This is a genomic window from Clostridium tagluense, assembly GCF_003865095.1.
In the GTDB taxonomy this organism is placed as follows: Bacteria; Bacillota; Clostridia; order Clostridiales; family Clostridiaceae; genus Clostridium_AD; species Clostridium_AD tagluense.
Map to the genome: position 1 here is coordinate 1 of NZ_BHYK01000005.1, position 22940 is coordinate 22940.

The 22940-nt window shown below is 29.4% G+C and carries 26 protein-coding genes and 1 pseudogene; 24 read left to right on the plus strand and 3 right to left on the minus strand.

What is annotated here, in order from left to right:
• Positions 1–556: pseudogene (locus Ctaglu_RS05520) on the minus strand (hypothetical protein); the annotation flags it as partial.
• A gap of 184 nt (positions 557–740) precedes the next feature.
• On the opposite strand from Ctaglu_RS05520, the gene spoIIIAC reads away from it, so the two are divergent.
• The 24 genes from spoIIIAC (at position 741) to scpB (ending at position 21725) form a co-directional block, all read left to right on the plus strand.
• The gene (gene spoIIIAC / locus Ctaglu_RS05525; protein ID WP_124998874.1) at positions 741–938 is read left to right on the plus strand and encodes a stage III sporulation protein AC; all 198 of its coding nucleotides are present in this window, start codon (positions 741–743) and stop codon (positions 936–938) included.
• A 17-nt stretch (positions 939–955) separates the two neighbouring features.
• Positions 956–1339: a stage III sporulation protein AD gene (spoIIIAD, locus tag Ctaglu_RS05530; protein WP_124998876.1), complete on the plus strand. Its 384-nt coding sequence runs from the start codon at positions 956–958 to the stop codon at positions 1337–1339.
• 9 nt (positions 1340–1348) lie between these two features.
• Positions 1349–2497 (plus strand): stage III sporulation protein AE, encoded by a 1149-nt coding sequence (gene spoIIIAE / locus Ctaglu_RS05535; protein WP_124998878.1) that lies wholly within the window; start codon positions 1349–1351, stop codon positions 2495–2497.
• Positions 2498–2540: 43 nt separating this feature from the next.
• The gene (gene spoIIIAF / locus Ctaglu_RS05540) at positions 2541–3134 is read left to right on the plus strand and encodes a stage III sporulation protein AF (RefSeq protein WP_124998880.1); all 594 of its coding nucleotides are present in this window, start codon (positions 2541–2543) and stop codon (positions 3132–3134) included.
• 111 nt (positions 3135–3245) lie between these two features.
• Complete coding sequence (gene spoIIIAG / locus Ctaglu_RS05545; RefSeq protein ID WP_124998882.1) at positions 3246–3896, plus strand: stage III sporulation protein AG; 651 nt, start codon at positions 3246–3248, stop codon at positions 3894–3896.
• Positions 3897–3934: 38 nt separating this feature from the next.
• Positions 3935–4435: a SpoIIIAH-like family protein gene (locus Ctaglu_RS05550; protein ID WP_124998884.1), complete on the plus strand. Its 501-nt coding sequence runs from the start codon at positions 3935–3937 to the stop codon at positions 4433–4435.
• A gap of 81 nt (positions 4436–4516) precedes the next feature.
• Positions 4517–4906, plus strand: a complete 390-nt coding sequence (locus tag Ctaglu_RS05555; RefSeq protein WP_124998886.1) for an Asp23/Gls24 family envelope stress response protein — start codon at positions 4517–4519, stop codon at positions 4904–4906.
• Positions 4907–5043: 137 nt separating this feature from the next.
• Complete coding sequence (gene nusB, locus Ctaglu_RS05560) at positions 5044–5439, plus strand: transcription antitermination factor NusB (protein ID WP_124998889.1); 396 nt, start codon at positions 5044–5046, stop codon at positions 5437–5439.
• A 142-nt stretch (positions 5440–5581) separates the two neighbouring features.
• Positions 5582–6430: a bifunctional 5,10-methylenetetrahydrofolate dehydrogenase/5,10-methenyltetrahydrofolate cyclohydrolase gene (locus Ctaglu_RS05565; protein WP_124998891.1), complete on the plus strand. Its 849-nt coding sequence runs from the start codon at positions 5582–5584 to the stop codon at positions 6428–6430.
• A complete protein-coding gene (gene xseA, locus Ctaglu_RS05570; protein WP_124998893.1) occupies positions 6420–7625 on the plus strand; it encodes an exodeoxyribonuclease VII large subunit in 1206 nt (401 codons plus the stop codon). Before Ctaglu_RS05565 ends, xseA begins: the two co-directional genes overlap by 11 nt.
• A gap of 129 nt (positions 7626–7754) precedes the next feature.
• On the plus strand, positions 7755–7985 hold the full coding sequence (locus Ctaglu_RS05575) for an exodeoxyribonuclease VII small subunit (protein ID WP_124998895.1): 231 nt from the start codon (positions 7755–7757) through the stop codon (positions 7983–7985).
• A 281-nt stretch (positions 7986–8266) separates the two neighbouring features.
• A complete protein-coding gene (locus Ctaglu_RS05580; protein WP_124998897.1) occupies positions 8267–9136 on the plus strand; it encodes a polyprenyl synthetase family protein in 870 nt (289 codons plus the stop codon).
• 244 nt (positions 9137–9380) lie between these two features.
• The gene (gene dxs, locus Ctaglu_RS05585) at positions 9381–11243 is read left to right on the plus strand and encodes a 1-deoxy-D-xylulose-5-phosphate synthase (protein ID WP_124998899.1); all 1863 of its coding nucleotides are present in this window, start codon (positions 9381–9383) and stop codon (positions 11241–11243) included.
• Between the two features lie 35 nt (positions 11244–11278).
• Positions 11279–12109 carry a TlyA family RNA methyltransferase gene (locus Ctaglu_RS05590; RefSeq protein WP_124998901.1) on the plus strand — a complete coding sequence of 277 codons (831 nt, stop codon included), beginning with the start codon at positions 11279–11281 and terminating at the stop codon, positions 12107–12109.
• Between the two features lie 60 nt (positions 12110–12169).
• The gene (locus Ctaglu_RS05595) at positions 12170–13051 is read left to right on the plus strand and encodes an NAD(+)/NADH kinase (protein ID WP_124998903.1); all 882 of its coding nucleotides are present in this window, start codon (positions 12170–12172) and stop codon (positions 13049–13051) included.
• Positions 13020–13472 carry an arginine repressor gene (locus tag Ctaglu_RS05600; RefSeq protein WP_124998905.1) on the plus strand — a complete coding sequence of 151 codons (453 nt, stop codon included), beginning with the start codon at positions 13020–13022 and terminating at the stop codon, positions 13470–13472. The genes Ctaglu_RS05595 and Ctaglu_RS05600 overlap by 32 nt, the downstream gene beginning before the upstream one ends.
• Before the next feature lie 11 nt (positions 13473–13483).
• On the plus strand, positions 13484–15172 hold the full coding sequence (gene recN, locus Ctaglu_RS05605; RefSeq protein WP_124998907.1) for a DNA repair protein RecN: 1689 nt from the start codon (positions 13484–13486) through the stop codon (positions 15170–15172).
• 341 nt (positions 15173–15513) lie between these two features.
• Positions 15514–16737 (plus strand): SpoIVB peptidase, encoded by a 1224-nt coding sequence (spoIVB, locus tag Ctaglu_RS05610; RefSeq protein WP_124998909.1) that lies wholly within the window; start codon positions 15514–15516, stop codon positions 16735–16737.
• 203 nt (positions 16738–16940) lie between these two features.
• Positions 16941–17756: a sporulation transcription factor Spo0A gene (gene spo0A, locus Ctaglu_RS05615; RefSeq protein ID WP_124998911.1), complete on the plus strand. Its 816-nt coding sequence runs from the start codon at positions 16941–16943 to the stop codon at positions 17754–17756.
• A gap of 178 nt (positions 17757–17934) precedes the next feature.
• Entirely contained in the window at positions 17935–18585 is a 651-nt protein-coding gene (spoIIM, locus tag Ctaglu_RS05620) for a stage II sporulation protein M (protein ID WP_124998913.1), read from the plus strand.
• The gene (locus tag Ctaglu_RS05625) at positions 18582–18806 is read left to right on the plus strand and encodes an endonuclease III (RefSeq protein WP_124998915.1); all 225 of its coding nucleotides are present in this window, start codon (positions 18582–18584) and stop codon (positions 18804–18806) included. The genes spoIIM and Ctaglu_RS05625 overlap by 4 nt, the downstream gene beginning before the upstream one ends.
• A 240-nt stretch (positions 18807–19046) precedes the next feature.
• Entirely contained in the window at positions 19047–20195 is a 1149-nt protein-coding gene (locus Ctaglu_RS05630) for a D-alanyl-D-alanine carboxypeptidase family protein (RefSeq protein ID WP_373861662.1), read from the plus strand.
• A 188-nt stretch (positions 20196–20383) separates the two neighbouring features.
• Complete coding sequence (locus Ctaglu_RS05635) at positions 20384–21124, plus strand: segregation/condensation protein A (protein ID WP_124998919.1); 741 nt, start codon at positions 20384–20386, stop codon at positions 21122–21124.
• Position 21125: 1 nt separating this feature from the next.
• Positions 21126–21725: an SMC-Scp complex subunit ScpB gene (gene scpB, locus Ctaglu_RS05640; protein WP_124998921.1), complete on the plus strand. Its 600-nt coding sequence runs from the start codon at positions 21126–21128 to the stop codon at positions 21723–21725.
• Positions 21726–21833: 108 nt separating this feature from the next.
• On the opposite strand, the gene ytfJ is transcribed toward scpB, so the two are convergent.
• Together ytfJ and Ctaglu_RS05650 are read right to left on the minus strand one after the other, a co-directional pair.
• A complete protein-coding gene (gene ytfJ / locus Ctaglu_RS05645) occupies positions 21834–22256 on the minus strand; it encodes a GerW family sporulation protein (RefSeq protein ID WP_124998923.1) in 423 nt (140 codons plus the stop codon).
• Complete coding sequence (locus Ctaglu_RS05650) at positions 22249–22833, minus strand: DUF2953 domain-containing protein (protein ID WP_124998925.1); 585 nt, start codon at positions 22831–22833, stop codon at positions 22249–22251. Before Ctaglu_RS05650 ends, ytfJ begins: the two co-directional genes overlap by 8 nt.
• Positions 22834–22940 lie beyond the last annotated feature (107 nt).

Here is a 22940-nt window from a genome sequence, read left to right on the forward strand (position 1 = left end):
TTTGAAGCAGCCTTTCGGCTCTTAGGGAAAATGAGCGACCAGCTTCAAAAAAATCTGAAATTCTCTTAACAACACCTGTTTTTTTATTAGGAAGCTTTTTATTTTTTCCTGGTGCCTTAATTTTAGAGGGTTTCTTCTTGTAAGAATACGTATTTTTTAGTTTGACCCTGTCGGTAGACAGATTGGAGAGCCATAATCTAGAGATAAAATCATAATGAGCACCAAGTGATGGGACATTATTTTTAGTGCAGCCTATACAGGTTGAAAGTAACTCACTTGCATGAAGCTTTTTAACCCAGTTGGTAATGCTTGTTTCCTTTTGAAAAAGCATTAAAGAAAATGAACGAAATATTTCAGGTTGAAGGGAAGCGGGTCTACCAATATTAGAATAATAAGGTTTTAATATCTCTCTAAGAATATCTAAATCTAAGCAATACAACTTAGAGATAGAAGGTTCAAGTTGTATAATTTTTTTAGGAAAAACTTTGTAGAAACATGAGAGATTTGAAATAATAAATTGCTGATAATCAGCATGAGAGCTCCAATTTTTAAGCATAAAATAATCCTCCTATTAAAACATGTCTTTAAGAGAAGGACCGCAAAATTCTACAAACTTGTCAAGTGTTTTATGCGAAAAAAGTGGGGGAATCAACAAAAATTAATGATACTAAAAATGAGTAATCACAGGAACTAAGGAGTTTCCGTGAACGCTCTATTAATATAGGGGGGAGGTTTTCTAAGTGTTAGATGTTAGTTTGCTGTTCAAAATAGGGGCAACAGGTATTCTCATAATTATTATTGACAAGATTTTAAAAAGTGGGGGAAAGGAAGATATTGCTGTAGTTGCAAATTTAGCCGGAGTAATAATAATTCTTATTATGGTGATAAATCTAGTAAGCAAACTATTTACTTCTGTAAAAACTTTGTTTCAGTTTTAGCACAAGGGGAGGGCATTATGGAAATAATTAAAGTTGTTGCATTTGCTTTCATGGCTTTATTTATTGTGCTTATATTTAAAGACAAAAGGGATGATTTAGCTATTCAAGTTAGTATTGCAGCAGGAATATTAATTTTTTTGTTTATGATAAACAAACTTACAATAATAATGAGTTTTTTGCAAACATTAGCAAATAGGGCCAATATTGATGTTGTATATTTAAACACAGTTTTCAAAATACTTGGCATTGCATATTTAGCATCTTTTTGCAGTGAGATTTGTAGGGATGCTGGTGAAAATAGCATTGGGGCAAAAGTTGAATTTGCCGGGAAAATATTGATATTAGTTTTGGCAATACCTATCTTAATGGCAATAATGCAATCTATTCTAAAAATAATGTAGAGGTATAATATGAAAAAAATATTGATGATTTTATTACTTTTAATATGTTTACCTATTAGTGTACAGGCTACCGAAGTAGGTAAAATTGGAGAAAAACAGCAAAAAGAAATAAGCAATTTATATGATTACATTACTAATATAAAAACAAAGTATGAGATATTTAATGATATGGAGCCAAAAGCTTTTGTAGATGGATTTATGAAAACTGGCGAAAATGGATTTAGTTTTAAAAATATCTCTAATTATCTTATTAAATTCACATTTAAAGAAATATGTGCGTCATTGCAACTAATTGGTAGTCTTTTAATTATTGCTATTGTGTGCGCCCTACTTCATAATCTACAAAGTGCTTTTAGTAGCGAAAATTTATCAAGCATTGCTTATTTTGCCTGTTATGGTGTAATGATAATTCTAATAACTAAAAGTTTTTATATAGGAGTAGAGCTTGCTAAAAGCACCATTATTAATATGGCGGATTTTATGGCAGCGCTTATGCCAGTACTAATGATGCTACTAGCTAGTGTGGGAGGATTTACAGAAGCTACACTGCTGGACCCTGTAATAATGGGTTTTGCTACTGTAAGTTCTAGAGTTTATGTGGATATTCTCATTCCTATAATATTTATGAGCTTTGTACTACAATTTGTTAACAACATATCTAGTGATTTTAAAATTAATAATTTAACAAAACTTTTAAAACAAGTTGCTATATGGGTTCAGGGAATAGTAATGACAGTCTTCATTGGGGTAATTACCTTAAGAAGTATAGCAGCAAAAACTATAGATCAAGTTACTATAAAAACAGCAAAATTTGCAGTAGATAATTTTATACCTGTAGTTGGAAAATGTTTATCTGATGCAATTTCTACAGTAGCTGGATACTCACTTCTTTTAAAAAATGCCATAAGTGGGTTAGGTCTTATTATTATTTTAGTAATAGTCTTATTGCCTATTATAAAACTGTTAATTATGGCTTTTTTATATAAAGTTACAGCTGCAATAATTGAACCAATAAGTGATAGTCGCACAGTAGATTGTATAAATTCAGTAGGGGATTCTATTATTCTTTTAATGTCCTGCGTAATATCTGTAAGTGTAATGTTTTTCATAATGGTGGCAATAATAGCTTCCACTGGAAAAGGGATAATGATGGGTTGAAACAAATAAGCTCTAAGCTTATAAAAAAGGGGGTGGTGCTAATTTGATTGAAGCATTAAAAGTCTGGGTAATCAACATCACTATTGCTATATTTTTTATTACAGCAGTGGAGATGATTTTACCAGATAATAATATGAAAAAATATGCTAAATTTGTATTAGGACTGATGTTAATTGTAGTAATTATAAACCCTATAATAAAGATTTTTAATAAGGACTTTAATTTTTATTCTTATACCAATAAAGCAACAAGTTACATGGAGTCAAGTACTGCAGTCACAGATATAAAAAAGTATAAAGATATTAACATGCTAAATACTACTGAAAATTTTAAAAAAAACTTAGAGAAGCAATGTATTATAGACTTAGAACAATCTTATCCCGAAAATAAGTATAATGCTGATATAGATATTATCTATGATGATAAAAAGGCAGTATTTAATATTAATAAAATTGAAATTGGAATTGTAGATAAAGGAGTTAGAAATATTAGGAAAATAGAAATTAATGCTAAAAGTGTTAATGCCTCGAAAAGAGATATTTTAAAGGGTGAACAAGGGGACAAAATAAAGAGGCTATTAAGTAGTAAATTTAAAATATCTGCGAATATTGTTACTGTTTATAAATTAAACTTATAAAAGATGAGATTAACAATTAGCATATTGCATAAGGCTTGTTAAGTTAGAATAGCATACTGATTATTTATCTATATGTGATTAAGATTAAAAATAAGAAAAAGGGGGATTTCTATGAACAATGATGATTTGCTTAGTAAATTTACTAAGTATATTAAATCAAAATTAAATGGTGGTGATGACAAAAAGAAACTGGGTAATGGTAAAAAATCTGACAAGCTACTCGGAAATTTGGTATTAATGATCTTAGTGGCAGTTGTAATAGTCCTTGGGAGTAGTTTTTTTAAAAATAACAGTTCAACATCAGCTGCCTTAGAAGAGACGCAGAAGGATAAAATTATAAAAGAAACAAAGGTTTCAGGATTAAGTGATTATGAATCACAATTAGAAAATAAACTTAAAACAACACTTGAAGGAATTAGAGGAGTTGGAAAGGTACAGCTTATGATATATTTTGAGAGTGGTGAGGAGAGTGTCCCTGCAGTAAACATAAATGATTCTGAAAGTCTTACAGTAGAAAATGATACTGGAGGAGGGAAAAGAAATATCACTCAAAAAAATGATGGAAGAACAGTTGTTATGTCCAATAACGGAAATACAAATGAACCGCTAATTGTAAAAAAATACAAGCCTATTATTACTGGCGTATGTGTGGTGGCAGAAGGATCAAATGAAAAAATAACTGAACTTAGGATTAGACAGGCAGTAATTAATTTATTTAATTTGCCTGAAAATAAAGTTAATGTATATCCTATGAATAATTAGCATATAATTTCTTAGAAAGGTAGATGGGGGGAAATATTATGAATAAAAAACAATCAGGTATAATTGTTACGTTGGTAGTACTTATAATTTGTGCAGGGTATCTTGCAACAAAGGTAAATGGGCCGTTATATGTAAATGATGGTGATTTTGGTGAGAAGAGTGCAATATCTTTAAAAGAAAACAAAAGTTCTTCAACCTTTTTTGCAGAAGCAAAATTATCAAGAAATCAAGAAAATGCAAAAGCGCTTCAAGAAATTAAGCTACTAATGGATGACGCTAATACTCCAAAAGAACAAAAGACAAAGGCTGCTGATGAATATTTAGATGTATCAACGACTAACCAGAAAGAATCAGACGTGGAACTTGCACTAAAAGCTAAAGGATTTGAGGAAGCACTTTGCAGTATAGTGGATGATAAGGTGGAGATATTTGTTAAAAGTTCTAAGAAAGAACTTTCAAAAGAAGAGCTTCGAGGTATTCAAGATGTTGTAATGAGTAAAACAAAATTAGAGAATATCGATGTTAAGGTAAAAGAATAATAATTGTAAATCAAATATTTATCTGCTATAATAAATGTAGCATTATCATGTTTTACCTAAGCTAAACAAGGGGGTACTAATATGGAAGATAATATTTTAAATGAAACGGAAATGGGTACTGTTAAGATATCTGAGGATGTAGTTAGTGTTATAGCGGGACTCGCTGTTGCTGAAATACAGGGAATTGTGGGAATGAGTGCTAGTCTCGTTGGTGGAATAACTCAAATATTAAGTGGTAAGAAAAATTTATCTAAAGGCGTTAAAGTCAATGTTGGAGAAAATAGTGCAGTAATTGATTTACACGTTGTAGTTGAATATGGGGTTAAAATTCCAGAAGTAACTGAGAAAGCACAAATGAATGTAAAAAAATCTGTAGAGCTAATGACTGGACTTACAGTTTCAGCAGTAAATGTGTATGTACAAAATGTTGTACTACCTAAAACAGAAAAGGTAGAGGAAATAGAAGCATAGGAATAAACACCCTCTCTAATCAGAGGGTGTTTATACGTTAAAAATATATAAATTTGGACATAATTATAATTAAAACAAATTTTATGTTTTTATGATGTTTATTATTATATTTGATAGAAAAACTAGGAGGATTACTAATGAATAGAAGAAAGTCAAGAGAAGTAGCAATGAAATTACTTTTTGAAATGTCAATAAATAAAGAGAGCTATGAGGAGATAATTGAAAACTTCAAAGAGTATACAGATGTGGATTTAAACGATGTTGATATGTCATATATTACAAGGGTGCTCGCAGGAATTCATGAACATGGTGTGGAAATTGATAAAAATATTGAAAAGCATTTAATTAAGTGGAAATTGGATAGACTATCAAAAATGAACCTAGCCATTTTAAGAATTAGTACATATGAAATATTATTCGAGGAAGAGATCCCGAGTGTAGTTTCTGTAAATGAGGGAATAGAACTTGCTAAGAAATATGGGGAAGATGCTTCTCCTGCTTTTATAAATGGTATTTTAGCAAAAATGATTTAAAAAGTTAGAGCCTTTTATGCTATTTTTAAATAGACTAGTCACTATACTAGTCTATTTTATTACTTTAAAAGAGGAAATTTGAAATTATAAGAGAAGTCTATTGTAGTAATTAATATTTTAAAACCAATAAGGAGAGGATAATATGGGAATTAAAGTTAATGGTAAAATAATAGTTGAAAACTACAGAAATGAAATTAAGGCAGTTATAAGTGAAGGGACTTCAAAGGGACTAAGAGTGCCTTCAATTAAAACTATTTTAGTTGGTGATGATGGTGGCTCCTTGTCATATGTAAAAAGTCAGAATAACCTCTGCGATAAATTAGGTGTTTCATATAGTTGTACTCATTTAGATAAAGACGCTTCCGAAAGAGATATTATAGAGCTTATAGAAAAATTTAATGAAGATAGTAGTGTAGACGGTATAATACTTCAATTGCCATTACCAAAAAAATATAATGAGAAAGAAATTACTTCTAAAATTTCATATAAAAAGGATATTGATGGATTAACCGATAAGAATATGGGTAGATTTTATAAGGGAGAGAATTGTTTTATTCCTTGTACTGCTTTAGGGGTAATTGAAATGATTAAAAATACTGGATGCGTTATTAAAGGAAAGCATGCTGTTGTTTTGGGTAGAAGTAATATTGTAGGAAAACCAGCAGCACAATTACTACTTAATGAAGATGCAACAGTAACTATATGTCACTCTAAAACACTAAATTTAAAAGAAATTTGTAAAACAGCAGACATAATAGTTGCGGCTATTGGTAAACCAGGGTTTGTTACAAGTGATTTTATTAAAGAGGGAGCAGTAGTTATAGATGTTGGTACTACAATGATAAATGATAAAATTGCAGGGGATGTAAATTTTTACGATGTTATTAATCATGCAAGCTATGTTACACCTGTACCAGGTGGAACGGGCCTCATGACTACTACAATGCTTATTAAAAATGCTTGCGAAGCCTGGAGGAATAATGTTTATTAAAGTAATAACAGTAACTGCCCTTAATGGATACATTAAAAAAATAGTAGATAGTGACTTTATATTAAACAATGCGAATGTTAAAGGCGAGTTATCTAATGTAAAATTGCATTCTAGTGGGCATATATATTTTTCATTAAAAGATGCATTTGGGAAGATAAATTGTGTAATGTTTAAATCTCAAACACATAAACTTAAAATTACCCCTAGAGATGGTATGAATGTTATTGTTCGTGGGAAGGTTTCAGTTTATGAACGAGATGGGGCATATCAAATTTATTGTGAGTCTATAGAGCCAGATGGTGAAGGGCAGTTATATTTAGCTTTTCAAAATCTAAAGGAAAAGTTAGAAAAACAAGGAGTATTTGAAAGTACTCATAAGAAAAATATACCATTATTTCCTACTAAAATAGGAATAATTACATCAGAAACAGGGGCTGCGATTAAGGACATTATTAATGTTGCTACAAGACGTAACGCTTTGGTTAACATTTTAATATATCCAGCACTAGTTCAAGGTGTAAGCGCAAGCGCGGACATTGAAGGTGGCATAAAATATTTTAATAGCACAAAAAATGTTGATTTAATTATTATTGCAAGAGGAGGAGGCTCTATAGAGGAATTATGGGCATTCAATGAAGAGAATTTAGCTTACGCAATTTACAATTCTAAAATACCTATAATTACTGGAATTGGCCATGAAACAGACTTTACTATAGCAGATTTCGCATCTGACTATAGAGCACCAACTCCATCAGCTGCAGCGGAAATTGCTGTGAAGAATTTAAAAGATTTAAATAATGAAATTAAAGCACTTAGAGAATTATTACTAAGATCTGTGGAATCTAAGCTCACTAAGGAATACAATAAGGTTAATTTACTAAATAAATCACTAAAAATAAATAACCCTTTAAATTATATAGTTAATCAATATATTCATATAGATAATTTAAAAGAAAATCTAAGTTATAAATTTAATGTTGTGATTTCATTAGAAAAGCAGAAACTTTCCAAGTTCAATGCTCTTTTGCAGGCACATAACCCTTTGAATGTATTAAATAAGGGCTATGCACTATTGCAAAATGATGAAAATAAAGTTATTAGTGAAATTAGCAATTTGAAAAATATAAAACAGGTTAAAATTACATTAAAAGATGGTAGCGCTGAATTTAAAATAAGCGATTTGGTGGAGTTTTAACGACATTTCAGAAGGAAAGTCTCTCACTTCTATAAGTGGAGGTCGTATACTATAACAAAAGGAAAACTTCAGTGGAAGTCTAAATCTCCTTCTGAAGTCGTTAATTATAGCTCCGAAGGAGATGATTTAATGGCAAAGAAAAAAGAATCTTATGAAAATATGATGTTAAGACTTGAAGAAATTGTAGATACCATGGATGGCAATGAAATTACATTAGAGCAAACCATGACTATTTACGAAGAAGGTACGAAAATTTGTAACAGTTTATATAAAATTTTAAATGATACAGAGGGTAAAATAAAAATACTAACAGCTGAAGGCGAAAAAGATTTTATGGCGATACCAGAAGTGGTTAAATAGAAGACTTTAATTCTAAAATTTCCTTAAAAATCAATTTAGGTACATGTAAATAAACAACAAGTGAAAATAGATTAGTATAGGTGCTTGTTATTTATTTTAACGACATTTCAGAAGGAAGTTTCCCACTTCTATAAGTGAGGATTACATACTACAATAAAAAGAAAACTTCAGTGGGAGTCCAAATTTCCTTCTGAAGTCGTTAATTACAGCTCCGCAGGAGATGATTTAATGTGCCTTGAACTATATTATTTTTAAAATTTGTAAAGAAAAGAAGGGATAAAATGAATATAAAATTCGTTAAGGATGCATTAGAACAGTGGATAAGCGATTATTTTGATAATAAGCCTGAAGTTGATAATAGAAATTTTGAAGCAATGATTTATAGTATAAAGGTTGGTGGCAAGAGAGTTAGGCCAATTTTAATGCTTCTTACATATGATATGTACAAGAGTGATTATAGAGACATAATGCCGTTTGCAGCAGCTCTTGAGATGATTCATACATATTCTCTTATTCATGATGATCTGCCTAGCATGGACAATGATGATTTGCGTAGAGGAAAGCCCACAAATCACAAAATTTATGGGGAAGCAATAGCTATACTTGCAGGAGATGGATTATTAAATGAGGCCATGATAATAATGCTAAATCAATGTTTAGATGGAGATTTAAACAAAATTAAAGCAAGTACTGTTATAGCAACTGCTTCTGGATCTCAAGGAATGATAGCTGGGCAAATTTGCGATATTTTAAGTGAAGGCATCACAATATCCGAGGAAGAGCTTCTTTATATGCATAGAAATAAAACGGGTCAACTAATTAAAGCGGCAATAGTGAGTGGTGCAATCCTTGCAAATGCACCGGTGGAAGATTTAGAGGATTTAAGTGACTACGGTGAAAAATTGGGTCTGGCTTTTCAAATAAAAGATGATATATTGGACGTAATTGGTGACGTTGATATTCTGGGTAAAAATATAAAAGGTGATGAATGCAATAATAAAACAACTTTTATAACCATGTATGGCTTAGAAAAATGCAAGGAAAAGTGTAATACTTTAACTCAGGAATGTTTCCAAATATTAAAGAAACTTGAGGTAAATACAAAATATCTAGAAGAAATTACAGAATTTTTATTGAAAAGGGAATTTTAAAAATGGGTATATTGGTATTAATGAGAACATTCTAAAATTACACTAAATTGCTTATATAAGTGGAAATAGCTTTTGAATTAAATATTATTATATGATATAATGTCCCCATAAATGCGGTCAAAATAAAGTCAATGCCTTATTAGTTTTTGGTACATTTCTATTAATAGTTTATTATAGTAAGGGTGCATTGATTTTATTTTTGGGGATTTTTAAATATTATAATTAATAAAGAAGGTAGAAAAATATGAGTAGAATTTTAGATGATTTTAATGATATAAATGCAGTGAAAAAAATGTCTATAGAAGAATTAAATATTTTTGCATTGGAAATTAGAAATTTTCTAATTGAAAAAGTTTCTAAAACTGGAGGGCATTTAGCTTCAAATTTAGGTATAGTAGAATTAACCCTAAGTTTATACAATGTATTTGATTTAGATAGGGATAAAATAATATGGGATGTAGGGCACCAATCCTACGTACATAAAATTCTTACAGGGAGAAAAGATAAATTTGATTCACTTAGAAATTTTGATGGACTCAGTGGATTTCCTAAAAGAGAAGAAAGTAAATATGATATATTTGAATCGGGACATAGTAGCACTTCTATTTCTGCTGGCCTTGGTATGGCAAGAGCTAGAGATCTGCAAGGTAAAGATTACGATGTTATTTCAGTAATAGGTGATGGTGCACTTACAGGCGGCATGGCAATGGAGGCTTTAAATGATGTAGGCTTTAGGAAAACTAAAATGATTATTGTACTCAATGATAATCAAATGTCTATTTCTAAAAATGTTGGAGGAATATCTAAGTACCTAAGCGGATTTAGAATTGATCCAACTTATAATAGATTAAAAAAAGAAATAAATTCTACCCTTAGAAAAATTCCTAGTGTAGGCAATGGTATGGCCAAATCAATTCATAAAATTAAGGATGGAATTAAACAGGTTGTTGTTCCAGGGATGTTATTTGAACATATGGGTATAAAATATTTAGGACCTATAGATGGACATGATATTAAAGAAGTAAGTAAGGTTTTAAAGCTAGCTAAAAATATAGAGGGACCAGTAATTATTCATGTTATAACTAAAAAAGGAAAGGGTTATAAATTTGCTGAAAATCAGCCAGGTAAATATCATGGCGTAGGTCCATTTAACCCCTTAACTGGAGAGCTATGTGGTGGTTCTAAGGAAAGTTATTCAGATGGATTTGGGGAGCAAATTGCACGCCTTGCAAAGGAAAACAAAAATATAGTGGCAATAACAGCTGCTATGCCTGAAGGCACTGGGCTAGAGAAGTTCTCAAAACAGTTTCCAACTAGATTTTTTGATGTAGGTATTGCGGAGCAACATGCAGTTACTATGGCAGCAGGAATGGCATCGCAAGGTTTAAAACCTATTTTTGCAGTTTACTCAACTTTTCTTCAGAGAGCTTATGACCAAATTGTACATGATGTATGTATTCAAAAGCTACCTGTTATTTTTGCCATAGATAGAGCTGGTATAGTTGGTCAAGATGGAGAGACACACCAAGGCATATTTGATTTATCCTACTTATCTCATATTCCTAATATGACAATCATGGCTCCAAAATGTATCAGTGAACTTAAGTCAATGCTCACTTTTGCAGTTAAACAAGATTATCCAATTGCTATAAGATATCCTAGGGGAGGAGACAATCCCAATGTTAGCATGTCTTCTATTCAAAATTTTAAAAGAGGGAAATGGGAGATTCTTTTCCAAGGCGGTAAAATAGCCTTAGTAGCTACAGGCAAAATGGTCCAAAATGCTGTTTTAGTTAGAGAAAAACTGAAAGACATGGGGGTAGAAGTTACAGTAATTAATGCCTGCTTTATTAAGCCCATTGATGAAGCACTAATTTCAGAATTAGTCCATAAAAAATATTCAATAGTAACTATAGAAGATAATATTGTACATGGAGGATTAGGTTCCTTAGTACTAGAATATGTAAATACACTTGAAGAGAAAACAAAGGTTATTAATTTAGGGTTTAAAGATGAATTTATTCCTCATGGAACAGTTGATATATTATATAAATTATATAAACTAGACGCTTCTGGAATTTTCCAAAGCATTCTAAAGTTAATTTAAACAATCCACTTTAGTGGATTTATAAGGAGTTTTTCATGATAGAAAATAAAGAGAGAATAGAAAATAAAGAGAGATTAGATGTTCTTGTAGTCCAAAGGGGAATTTTGTTTTCTAGAGAAAGAGCAAAGGAAAATATTATTGCTGGTAATATATTTGTGGATGGAATTATAACTCGCAAATACGGAAAAAAAATAGATTTATCATCCAAGATTGAATTTATTGGAGAAGATATTCCTTATGTAAGCCGAGGTGGATTAAAACTAAAAAAGGCTATAGACTCCTTTCACATTGACCTTAAAGATAAAGTGTGCCTGGACATAGGAGCATCCACAGGAGGGTTTACAGACTGCATGCTTTTGCATGGGGCATGCAGAGTATACTCTATAGATGTTGGAACCGACCAATTAGATGAAAAGTTGCGATGCGACGCGCGAGTAGTTTCAATGGAAAATACAAACATAAGGTATTTAAGCCTGGATAGTATAGGGGAACTTGCCGACTTTGCAAGTATAGATGTGTCCTTTATATCACTGGAAAAAGTTATTCCAAATTTGCTGGGCCTATTAAAAAATAATGCAAGTGTTGTAGCATTATTAAAGCCACAATTTGAAGTAGGCGTAGGCAAAGTTAATAAAAAAGGTGTAGTTAAAAAACAGAGTGAACACATAGAGGTAATAACTAGAGTAATAAACTTTTTGAAATGTCTTAATGTAAATGTTATCAATATTGATTACTCATCAATAAAAGGACCTAATGGTAATATTGAATATTTAATTTATTTTACAAAATCTAAAGATCACTATGTGAATTTTGTGATGGAAAATATAGAGCTATTAGTTAGTAATGCCCATAAGAATCTAGATTAGTGGCAGGGCAAGCAAAAATTAATAGTCCATATTTGCTATAGAGAAGGGCAAGGAGGAACTATGAAAAGCATTGGCATTAATATAAATACCACAAAGGATAAAGATGGCAAAATAATTAAACATGTAAAAAATATTATTAGCAAATATATTGATGAAACTAATATATTCATGTTTAAAGATTCAATTGGCCTTGAAAATATAAAACATAACGATTTAGATATTATTATAGCCTTAGGTGGAGATGGAACTATTTTGAGAACATCAAGAAATCTAAATAACTATAATATTCCAATACTCGGGGTGAATATAGGCAATTTGGGCTTTCTTTCCAGTGTGGAGCTTCTAGAATTTGAAAAGGCCATGAAAAGATTTATTGAAGATGATTATTATGTAGAAGATAGAATGATTCTTAATTGCACATTACCTGGTAGAACAAGACATGAAGAGTATACTGCTTTAAATGATATAGTAGTATCAAAGGGAACACTAGCAAGAGTTGTTAAATATGAACTTTACATAGATAATAAATTCTATATTGATTTTACAGGAGATGGACTTATAATTGCTACACCAACAGGATCTACAGCATATTCATTATCTGCTGGTGGGCCTATAATTTATCCGAATCTAGATGTTATAGCTGTAACACCTATTTGCCCATTGTCACTATCCATGAGAACTATAGTGCTGGACTGTAAAAGTGAAATAGCTATAAATATAAAATGTGAACATGAAAGCATATTTTTGACACTAGATGGACAACGCGCAATAAAGTTAAATAATTATGAGAAAATATTAGTAAGTGTTTCAAATAAAAAATGTAGATTGGTTAAATTTAATGATTATAATTATTTTGAAATCTTAAGAAAAAAAATAATTTCTAGAACTACAGATTGTGAAGGGGATAAAAATGAAGATTGCACGTCATGCGAAAATAATTGAAATCATTCAGGTAAAAGAAGTTGAAACACAAGAGCAGTTAGCAGAAGAACTAAGAAGTAAAGGTTTTGATATTACTCAAGCAACAGTATCAAGAGACATAAAAGAGCTAAAATTAATTAAGGTTATGAATTCACATGGAACTCACAAATATGCTACTACTTCTCCAGAGGATAGTTTCTTATCAAATAAATTGGTTAATATTTTTTGTCAAACCGTTATATATGTTGACAATGTAGATAAATTTATAGTACTTAAAACTATATCTGGAGCGGCTCCAGCTGCTGCTGAAGCTTTAGATTCTTTGAAATTCAATGGTATTGTAGGAACTTTAGCTGGGGATAACACTGTTTTTATTTTAGCTAGAAATGAAGAAGATACTAAAGTAATAGTTCAAAAAATCAAAAAAATGATTAACGTATAGGAGGAATTAGTATGCTCCTACAATTAAATATTATAAATTTTGCTCTAATTGAAAATTTAAGTATTAATTTTGAAGGGGGATTTAACGTGCTTTCTGGTGAAACAGGAGCAGGAAAATCAATTTTGATTGATGCTATAAATTATGTGTTAGGTGGGAAATTTAATAAAAGCACAATTAGGACGGGGGAAGACAAAACTTATGTTGAAGCCATATTTACCATCGATAATAAAAATAACAAAAATGCATTAGATGAGATGGAAATTGATTATGAAGACATGGTAATTGTAAGTCGGGAAACATTTCAATCTGGAAAAAGTATTGCTAAAGTTAATGGTAAATCATTGCTACTATCAAAGATTAAATATATTAGTAAGACCTTACTTGATATTCATGGTCAACATGATAATCATAATTTATTAGATAGTGCTAATCATATATTTTATGTAGATTCCTTTGGTGATGATAAGATTAATGTGGTTCTTTCAAGATATAATGAGAAATATGTAAGGCTCACCCAGATTAAAAACAAGATTCACAAACTTGAAGGAAATGAAGGAGAACGTGCAAAGCGAATTGATTTCTTAAATTACCAAATAGAAGAAATTAAAAGTGTTAATATAAAAATTGGTGAGGACACAGAACTTTTAGAAAAATATGCAATCCTTAGTAATGCAGAAAAATTAGAGAAGCATCTATCAAAAAGTTATGGATTGTTATATATTAACGATGAGGAAAGTACCTCTGTTTTTTACAATTTAGCTATAGCTATTAAGGAACTCCGGACCATAGAAAAACATATGGAAAAGATAAAAACAATTACAGACTCAATAGAAGAAAGCTACTATAATATAGAAGAAAATATTGCAGACCTTCGAAACTTAAAAGAGACAATTTACTATGATGAAAAAGAATTGGAATATTTAAATAGCAGAATAAACCAAATTAATATTTGCAAGAGGAAATATGGACCCACTATTGAAGAAATTTATGAATATAAAGAAAAAATTGAAACTGAATATGAAGAATTAACTAATAGTGATGAAATAATTACTGGTCTTCAAAAAGAAAAAGCAGAGTATGAGCGTGAAATGAGAATTTTAGGCAGTGAAATTCATGAAATTAGATGTGATATTTCAAAAGAGCTCCAAGACAAAATAAAGGATGAATTAAATTATATTGGACTTGAAAAAAGCAAATTCTATATAGAAGTAAAATTAGAAAATGAATTTTATGAAAATGGATGTGATAGGGTTCAATTTTGTATATCTACAAACCCAGGAGAACCACTTAGCCCACTTGCGGATATTGTGTCTGGAGGAGAGCTATCACGTATAATGCTTGCACTGAAAACAGTATTCGTTGATAAGGATGAAATACCTACTGTTATATTTGATGAAATAGATACTGGTATTAGTGGTAGAATTGCACAATGTGTGGCAGAAAAAATGTATTTAATATCTAAAAACCATCAAATTTTTTGCGTAACTCATTTGCCACAAATAGCTAGTATGGCGGATACAAATTATTTAATATCTAAAAATGTTAAAAATGATAAAACTTATACTAATATTATAAAAATGAATGATGGTGAAAAACAACAGGAAATAGCTAGAATGATAGGTGGTACCGAGGTTACAAAATTAACTTTAGAAAATTCTAAAGAAATGATAAATATGGCAAAAAAACAAAAGTTACTTTAGTTTTTGTCTTTATAAAATAATGTAGTAATAAAAATAGGTTTATAGGAAAAAATAAAGTTATCAGTGAAAAATTTCACTGATAACTTTATTTTTTTATAATTTTATTCTTTTAAAAATATACCCCATAAGAAAATAATGTTGGAATATCTATAATAATAAATTTTAAGCTATATAATTTATAAAGAAATGTGAAAATAATTGAAATACTGAACAATTTTTTTAATTTATGATAAATTAGTTTTCAATCTATGTCTTTAACTATTATTGAATTAATGTTATAGCATAATGTAAAGAATTCGAGGGTAACTTAAACTCATAACTATAAGAAGGAGGTAAAGCACATGAAGAAAAGATTAAATTTAATATGCTGGATTATGACACCTATAGTAATTATTGCTTTAAATTTATATTTTAAAACTCAAAATAATATCGCTCCTATATTTAATATACCAATGAAAAATTTATATTCTAGTCAAATTCCAAAAGTTAATGGAGGCAAAGACAATATTTTTACCAATTCCTATGTAACTGAGAAAAGTAAAGATCGAGATTTAAATCCTTCAAAGCTTATAGAAACTAAATCTACTTTTGTGCAAGAAAATGAAGAAATCATGGTTTATCCAGGAGGACAACCAATTGGTGTCAAATTGAATATTAAAGGTGTCTTAGTAGTAGCTTTATCTGATATTGATAGCAGTAATGGCAAAATAGCAAGTCCAGCGGCAACTTCAGGTGTGCAAATAGGAGATAGTATAATAAAAATAAATGATATTGAAATAAATCATGCAGAAGATGTAACAAGATTTGTAAATAGGGAAGATAATTCAGAAATCACTCTTAAAGTACAGCGAAAAAATAATGCAAACACTTTTGAAATCAAGGTTAAACCTGCGGTTGATTCTAAAGATGGGAAAAGAAAAATAGGACTATGGGTAAGGGATTCAACAGCCGGCGTTGGAACATTAACTTTATATGATGATAAAACTAAAAAATTTGCAGCGCTTGGACACCCTATTACAGATGCAGATACTGGAACAATACTAAGTGTCAGTAATGGTGTAATTGTATCATCTAATATTGCATCTATAAAAAAAGGAACAAAAGGAAATCCAGGAGAATTAAGAGGGGTTTTTATAGATGAAAATAAAATTAAAGGGCAGATAATAAATAATACAGAATGTGGTATATTTGGGAATGGAACTAAAAGCCTTATAAATAGTAAATTTAATAAGCCTATGAAAATAGGTCTAAGAAATGAAATTAAAGAAGGGAAAGCTGAAATTCTAACTACTATAAATGGTAGTGAACCTGAATTGTTCCAAATAGAAATTCAGAAATTATTACCTCAAAATACATCTGGATCTAAAAGCATGGTTATTAAAATTACGGATCCTAGGCTTCTAGAAAAAACTGGAGGTATAGTGCAAGGTATGAGCGGCAGTCCAATAATTCAAAGCAATAAAATTATTGGAGCGGTTACCCACGTTTTAATTAATAAGCCTGATATGGGATATGGGATATATATAGAGTGGATGCTTAAAGATGCAGGTATATTATCAAAATAACTAGCAATTTTAAAAAAAAAGAGGTAAAATAGAGATTAACAGGTAAAGGATAGCAAATGCTATCTTTTATTTTATGAATAATAATAAATATTTATTTATTTGTAATTTTTTTCAATATTAGAATGAATTAAGATTCTTTTGTCGAATTTATAATTTGTTAAGTTATGGGAAATGATAATTTATTTGTAAGGGGGAGTTATAATATGGAAGAACCTAGAATTAGTGTACTTATTGCAGATGATAATAAAGAATTCTGTAATATATTAAATGATTATTTGTTAAGTCAAAGGGATATTGTGGTTACAGGCATTGCAAAAGACGGAATAGAAGCTCTCAAATTAATAAAGGAGAGAAAACCTGATTTAGTAGTACTAGATATAATAATGCCTCATTTAGATGGTCTTGGTGTACTAGAGAGATTAGGTAGCATGGATCTTGATCCAATACCTAAAATAATAGTATTATCGGCGGTAGGTCAAGATAAAATAACGCAAAGAGCCATTACTTTGGGAGCAGATTATTATGTAGTAAAACCTTTCGATATGGATGTTTTTACAAAACGAATAAGACAGATGTTTAATAATACAATCTCTAGTGATAGCAGTAAGAAATCAATCTCTTTTATTGACACAACTGAACCTAGAAAAAGTAATCGCAATGAACCAATGGATTTAGAAGCTGAAATCACAAGTATAATTCATGAAATTGGTGTTCCAGCTCATATTAAAGGATATATGTATCTAAGAGAAGCAATAACTATGGTAGTAAACGATATTGAACTTTTATCTGCAGTAACAAAAGAATTATATCCATCTATTGCTAAAAAATTCAATACAACTGCTAGTAGGGTAGAAAGAGCAATAAGGCATGCTATAGAAGTAGCATGGGGTCGTGGTCAAGTGGAAACTATAAATAAGATATTTGGGTACACCATACATAATGCTAAAGGTAAACCCACAAATAGCGAGTTTATAGCTATGGTAGCTGATAAGCTAAGATTACAAAATAGAGTAAGTTAATTAAAAATATAACCTATGTGCACTATGCACATAGGTTATATTTTTTTAATAAGAAAATAATCTTAAACTAAGTAGGCATATAACACTCTTCCTTATCATAAATATGAAATAAGTTAATTTTATAATTAATTATGATACTAATAAATAAGAAAAATGATTAACAAAGGGGGATTAATTTATGTCATCTAATACACTAATAAGTAATATAAACAAACACATACAAGAAAATTTTTGGCTATATATTATAAGTATTCTTTGTGTATTTACAGGTATAATTTTAGGAATCTATAGTGTGAAATACATGGGGGAAATTGAACAAAATGATTTAGTAAATTATTTGATGAATTTTATTGACCCTTCTAATACAAGTGGCATAAGTTATAAATTAATATTCTTCCAATCACTTAAAAATAATCTACCTGTGATTATTTTTCTTTGGTTTTTAGGTTTAACTATTGTGGGAATACCAATAATCATAATTATTGATTTACTAAAGGGATTTACAGTTGGATTTACATTTAGTTTTATGATTAGTGGACTTGGAAAAAGTGGGATTGGAATGGCAGTACTAGGAGTTCTGCCTCAAAATTTGATTTATATTCCATGCATTATTTTCGCATCTGTAGTATCAATGGAATTTTCTATAATGCTACTTAAAGACAAGTTTAATAAACAATGGACAAGTAGTATATCTAGCAGAATAATATATTATAGCGCAATATTTATTGTACTAATAGCATTCTTGTTTATAGGTATAATTATAGAATCTTATATTGCACCCTATTTCATAAAAAATCTTATTAATGGTCTTGGGAGCGTAAGTAAATGAAGAATAAGGATTTATGTAGGTTTGTAATGCTAACGATAAAATGCTTTGTGATTTTATTAGTAATTGGAGTTCTATTGCCTAAAGCTGTGGATTGCATACTTCAAAATTTAAATAATACAACAATTTACAAAAACTCTATATTTGTTTATAAATTAGTGGATAAAAATTACAAATTAGCTTATAACTATGTTCTTACATTTTATTTGTTTTTTAGAGGCTAAAGCATTCATAAAATAAATAATAAAACAAAACTTGCTTTCAAATGTGAAGGCAAGTTTTGTTTTATACATATTATAATTTTTTTACTTTATTTAAATATATAGTGATAATATTGTGGTAACTTGGTAAAAATAATGATATAAATTTTAAGCAAGGTAGACAGCATTTAATAATTGTTGCCTAGCGGAAAAAACATGAGGAGGATACATATGAAAAGAAATATTAAAAATGTATTATGTTTGATGTTATCGTTAATTTTTACGGCGCAGGGTTTTACCATATCAGCAAAGGCAGAAGGAGAAAATAAAGTTAACAGCGGAATTACAGTAGAAGCAAAGTCGGCAATACTAATGGAACCGTCTAGTGGCAAAATAATATATGAAAAAAATTCTCATGAAAAGTTTGCTCCGGCCTCAGTAACTAAAATAATGACTATGTTACTCGCTATGGAGGCTGTAGATTCAGGGAAGATTAAATTACAAGATAAAATAACTATAAGTGAAAACTCGAAAAAAATGGGTGGAAGTAGTATGATACTTGATACTGGTGAAATTAGAACTGTGGAAGAAATCTTAAAAGGTATTGCTATTGCATCTGGAAATGATGCAGCGGTAGCAATGGCAGAATATTTAGGTGGTAGCGAAAGTGCATTTGTATCTATGATGAATGAAAAAGCAAAAAGCCTCAATATGAAAGACACAGCTTTTAAAAATTGCACAGGGCTAAGTGCAGATGGACATTTTACCTCAGCCTTTGATATTTCAATTATGTCTAGAGAGTTATTAAAACATCCTAAAATATTTAAATATTCATCAACTTATATGGAGACTATTACTGAGGGCAGAAAGACACCTATAGGTCTTGTAAATCATAATAAGCTTGTTAGATTTTTCAAAGGTTGTGATGGACTTAAAACAGGATTCACAAGTGAGGCAAAATACTGTATATCGGCGACTGCATTGCAAAATAATGTAAGGATGTTAGCAATAATTATGGGTGCTCCAACTTTTAAAATAAGAAATAGTGATGCTAGCATGTTAATGAACTATGGATTCTCTAAATTTGAAACTAAAAAAGTAATAGCAAAAGATGAAGAATTAGAAAAAATACCTTTAAATAAAAAAGGTGATAAATTTATAATAGCTAAAGCTCAAGAAAATTTTCTTATAACTATTGAGAGAGGTAAAAAAAATGAAATCACTAAAAAATTAGTTTTAGATGAAGGCCTTGCAGAATATAAAAAAGATGTAGCAATTGGAGCTTGTGAAATATATGTTGACAATGAATTATGTGGGAAGATTATTATCTATAGTGATAGAGATATAAAAAAATCTAGAGTATGGGATAATATTAAAAATAATTTTACTGACCTGTTTGATAGGGCAATTTAAATTAATACATTTATTGTAATACAAAATTATGGCTTCTAGGCAAAAATTTCTTTGCTTAGAAGCTAATTTTTTATACTGACTAGTTATTTTTTTAAAGATGCACTATACTTAAAAGAACTTGATATAAAGAAACTAATATAAATTCCATATTTCTTTATAATTAAATTTTTATCTAGGAGAGAGTGTACATGCCATTAAGTATAAAAGTAACTAATTTTGAGGGCCCCTTTGACTTGTTATTGCATCTTATTAAGAAAAATGAGATGAACATTTATGATATTAATATTTATGAAATCACTAACCAGTACCTTGAGTATCTTAAAACTATGAAAGAAATGGATTTAGAGGTTACATCAGAATTTATTGTTATAGCCGCAACTTTAATCCAAATTAAATCCAAACGATTGCTACCTAAAAATAAAGAGGAAAATAGTAAAGAAGAAGAAAATGATGTAGAAGCAGAATTATTAAATAAATTAATAGAATATAGGAAATATAAAGTTATAGCCGATAACTTAAAGATGCTAGAGCAGGGAGCAGGTATAATGTTTAGTAAGAAACCAGAAATAATTGAAGAAGATAGTAAAAACATTAAAGAAATAGATTTTCTGAAAAATGTTACAATGCTTGACTTGTATAATTTGTACAATAATTTAATGCAACAATATATAAATAAAATGAACGTTGATAATATTATAAATAAAAAAATATTAGTAGATGAATACAAAATAGAAGATAAAATGCTAGAATTGAAAGAAGCGCTTGATTTATTTGGAAAAGTCTATTTTTCAAAGTTAATCACTGGATATTCATCAAAAATAGAAGTTATTGTTACGTTTTTAGCATTACTCGAACTAATTAAGATTAGAAGTGTGAGAGTAATTCAGGAAAGTACTTTTAAAGATATATATTTAGAAAGGGTAAATTAAAATGAATGAATTTAATATTAAACAATTAGACATTGAAGAGGTATCTACTAAAAAAATATATTTTTCCATTATTGAATCCTTGTTGTTTGTTACTGGAGATTCATTAAAACTAACGGTTATGGCAAATATATTAGAATGTAGCAATGATTTTACAAGAGAACTAATAAATGAATTAATAGTAAAATATGAAGAAGAGGACAGAGGAATTAAAATCATAGTAACTAATGATCAATATCAATTTGTTACAAAGCCCTGTAATAGCGAATATGTTCAAAAACTGTTAAAAACCAATATTAGACAATCATTATCTCAGGCCTCCCTTGAAACCTTAGCAATAATTGCATATAAACAACCTATAACTAGAGTTGAAATAGAAGATATAAGAGGTGTCAAGAGTGATAGAGCAATATATACCTTAGCAGAAAAAAAGTTAATTGAAGAAAGTGGACGAAAAAACGTTCCTGGAAGACCAATAATTTATGTAACTACAGATGAATTTCTTAAACATTTTAATTTTTATAGTCTGGCTGAAATGCCGCCCTTAGAAGATTTTAATGTAGAAAATTTACAAACAAATATTGAAAGCAATGAAGCTGAATAACTATTTTCAAAGATTTATAGGTATAAAATTATAAAACCTCGCCATAATAAAGTTTTTATATTGAAAACTTTATTATGGGGGGGTATATTTATAAGTTTTTATATTAAATTATTCATCACACTTTTCATTGTCTTCATTTTCTGTATGTTTATCATCTTTATCCTTAAACATATTTTTAACAATATCTATAACCTGTGGTACGGTATCAACAATTCTATCATATGTATTCTGTTGATCTACAGATAATAGCCTTACTGAATCGTTTTTAACTACTAAAAATGCAACAGGCCTAACGGTAACTCCAGCGCCAGAACCACCACCAAAAGGGTATTTATCGCTTGAAACACTAGGTTTAATATTATTAAATTCACTACCTCCAGATGCAAAACCAACACATACTCTTGAAATAGGAATAATTGTAGTACCATCTATAGATTCTACAGGGTCGCCTACAATGGTGTTCACATCTATCATATCTTTTATACTCTCCATAGTGGTTCTCATTAAATTTTCGATTGGATGATTATCCATGTACATTTCCTCCTTTATATTTCTTAGAATTTGTTTTCTTATGCTTAATACTTATAAGGCAACTTATCATTACAAATGATATATAAATAATTTTCCCTAAATTGGCATAAATTATACCCGAAATTTCCATATTAATATCATTTTCTTTAAAGTGAGGGGTAACTTTTAAATCTATCTTTTTTACTTTAGTGAATTTTTGTAATAGTAAATAAAAAAAACTATAGGTGGAGTGAATTAAGCCAAATAAAATAGCTACAAAAGCAGCATCATCAAAACCATATTCTAAATAAGTATTTAAACTCATTGTTGGCTTGAATTTTAAATTCTTAATTTTGTTAATAATTAATTTAAAATCATTAAAAGTTAATGATTTTAAAAAATCTGCCTTTGCGATTTCTTTTTCCATGGTTTTTATTTTTGAATTTACTTTATCTTTAGATGGCGTTTTTGCCTTTATTTTTTTATTATATATGTAAATTTCCAAAACTTTGTTTTTATATTTAAGAGTTATTTTCAAAGGGATTGGAAATAATATAATTGTTAAGGTTAAAAGAAATACTATTATACCTTTAAACATGTTAACCTCCCAGTATGCCTAATAATTGGTATTATGTCCAAAAATCTATAAAAAAATCAGTAAATCACTATTATTTATAGGTATTCAAAATTATACACTAATATATA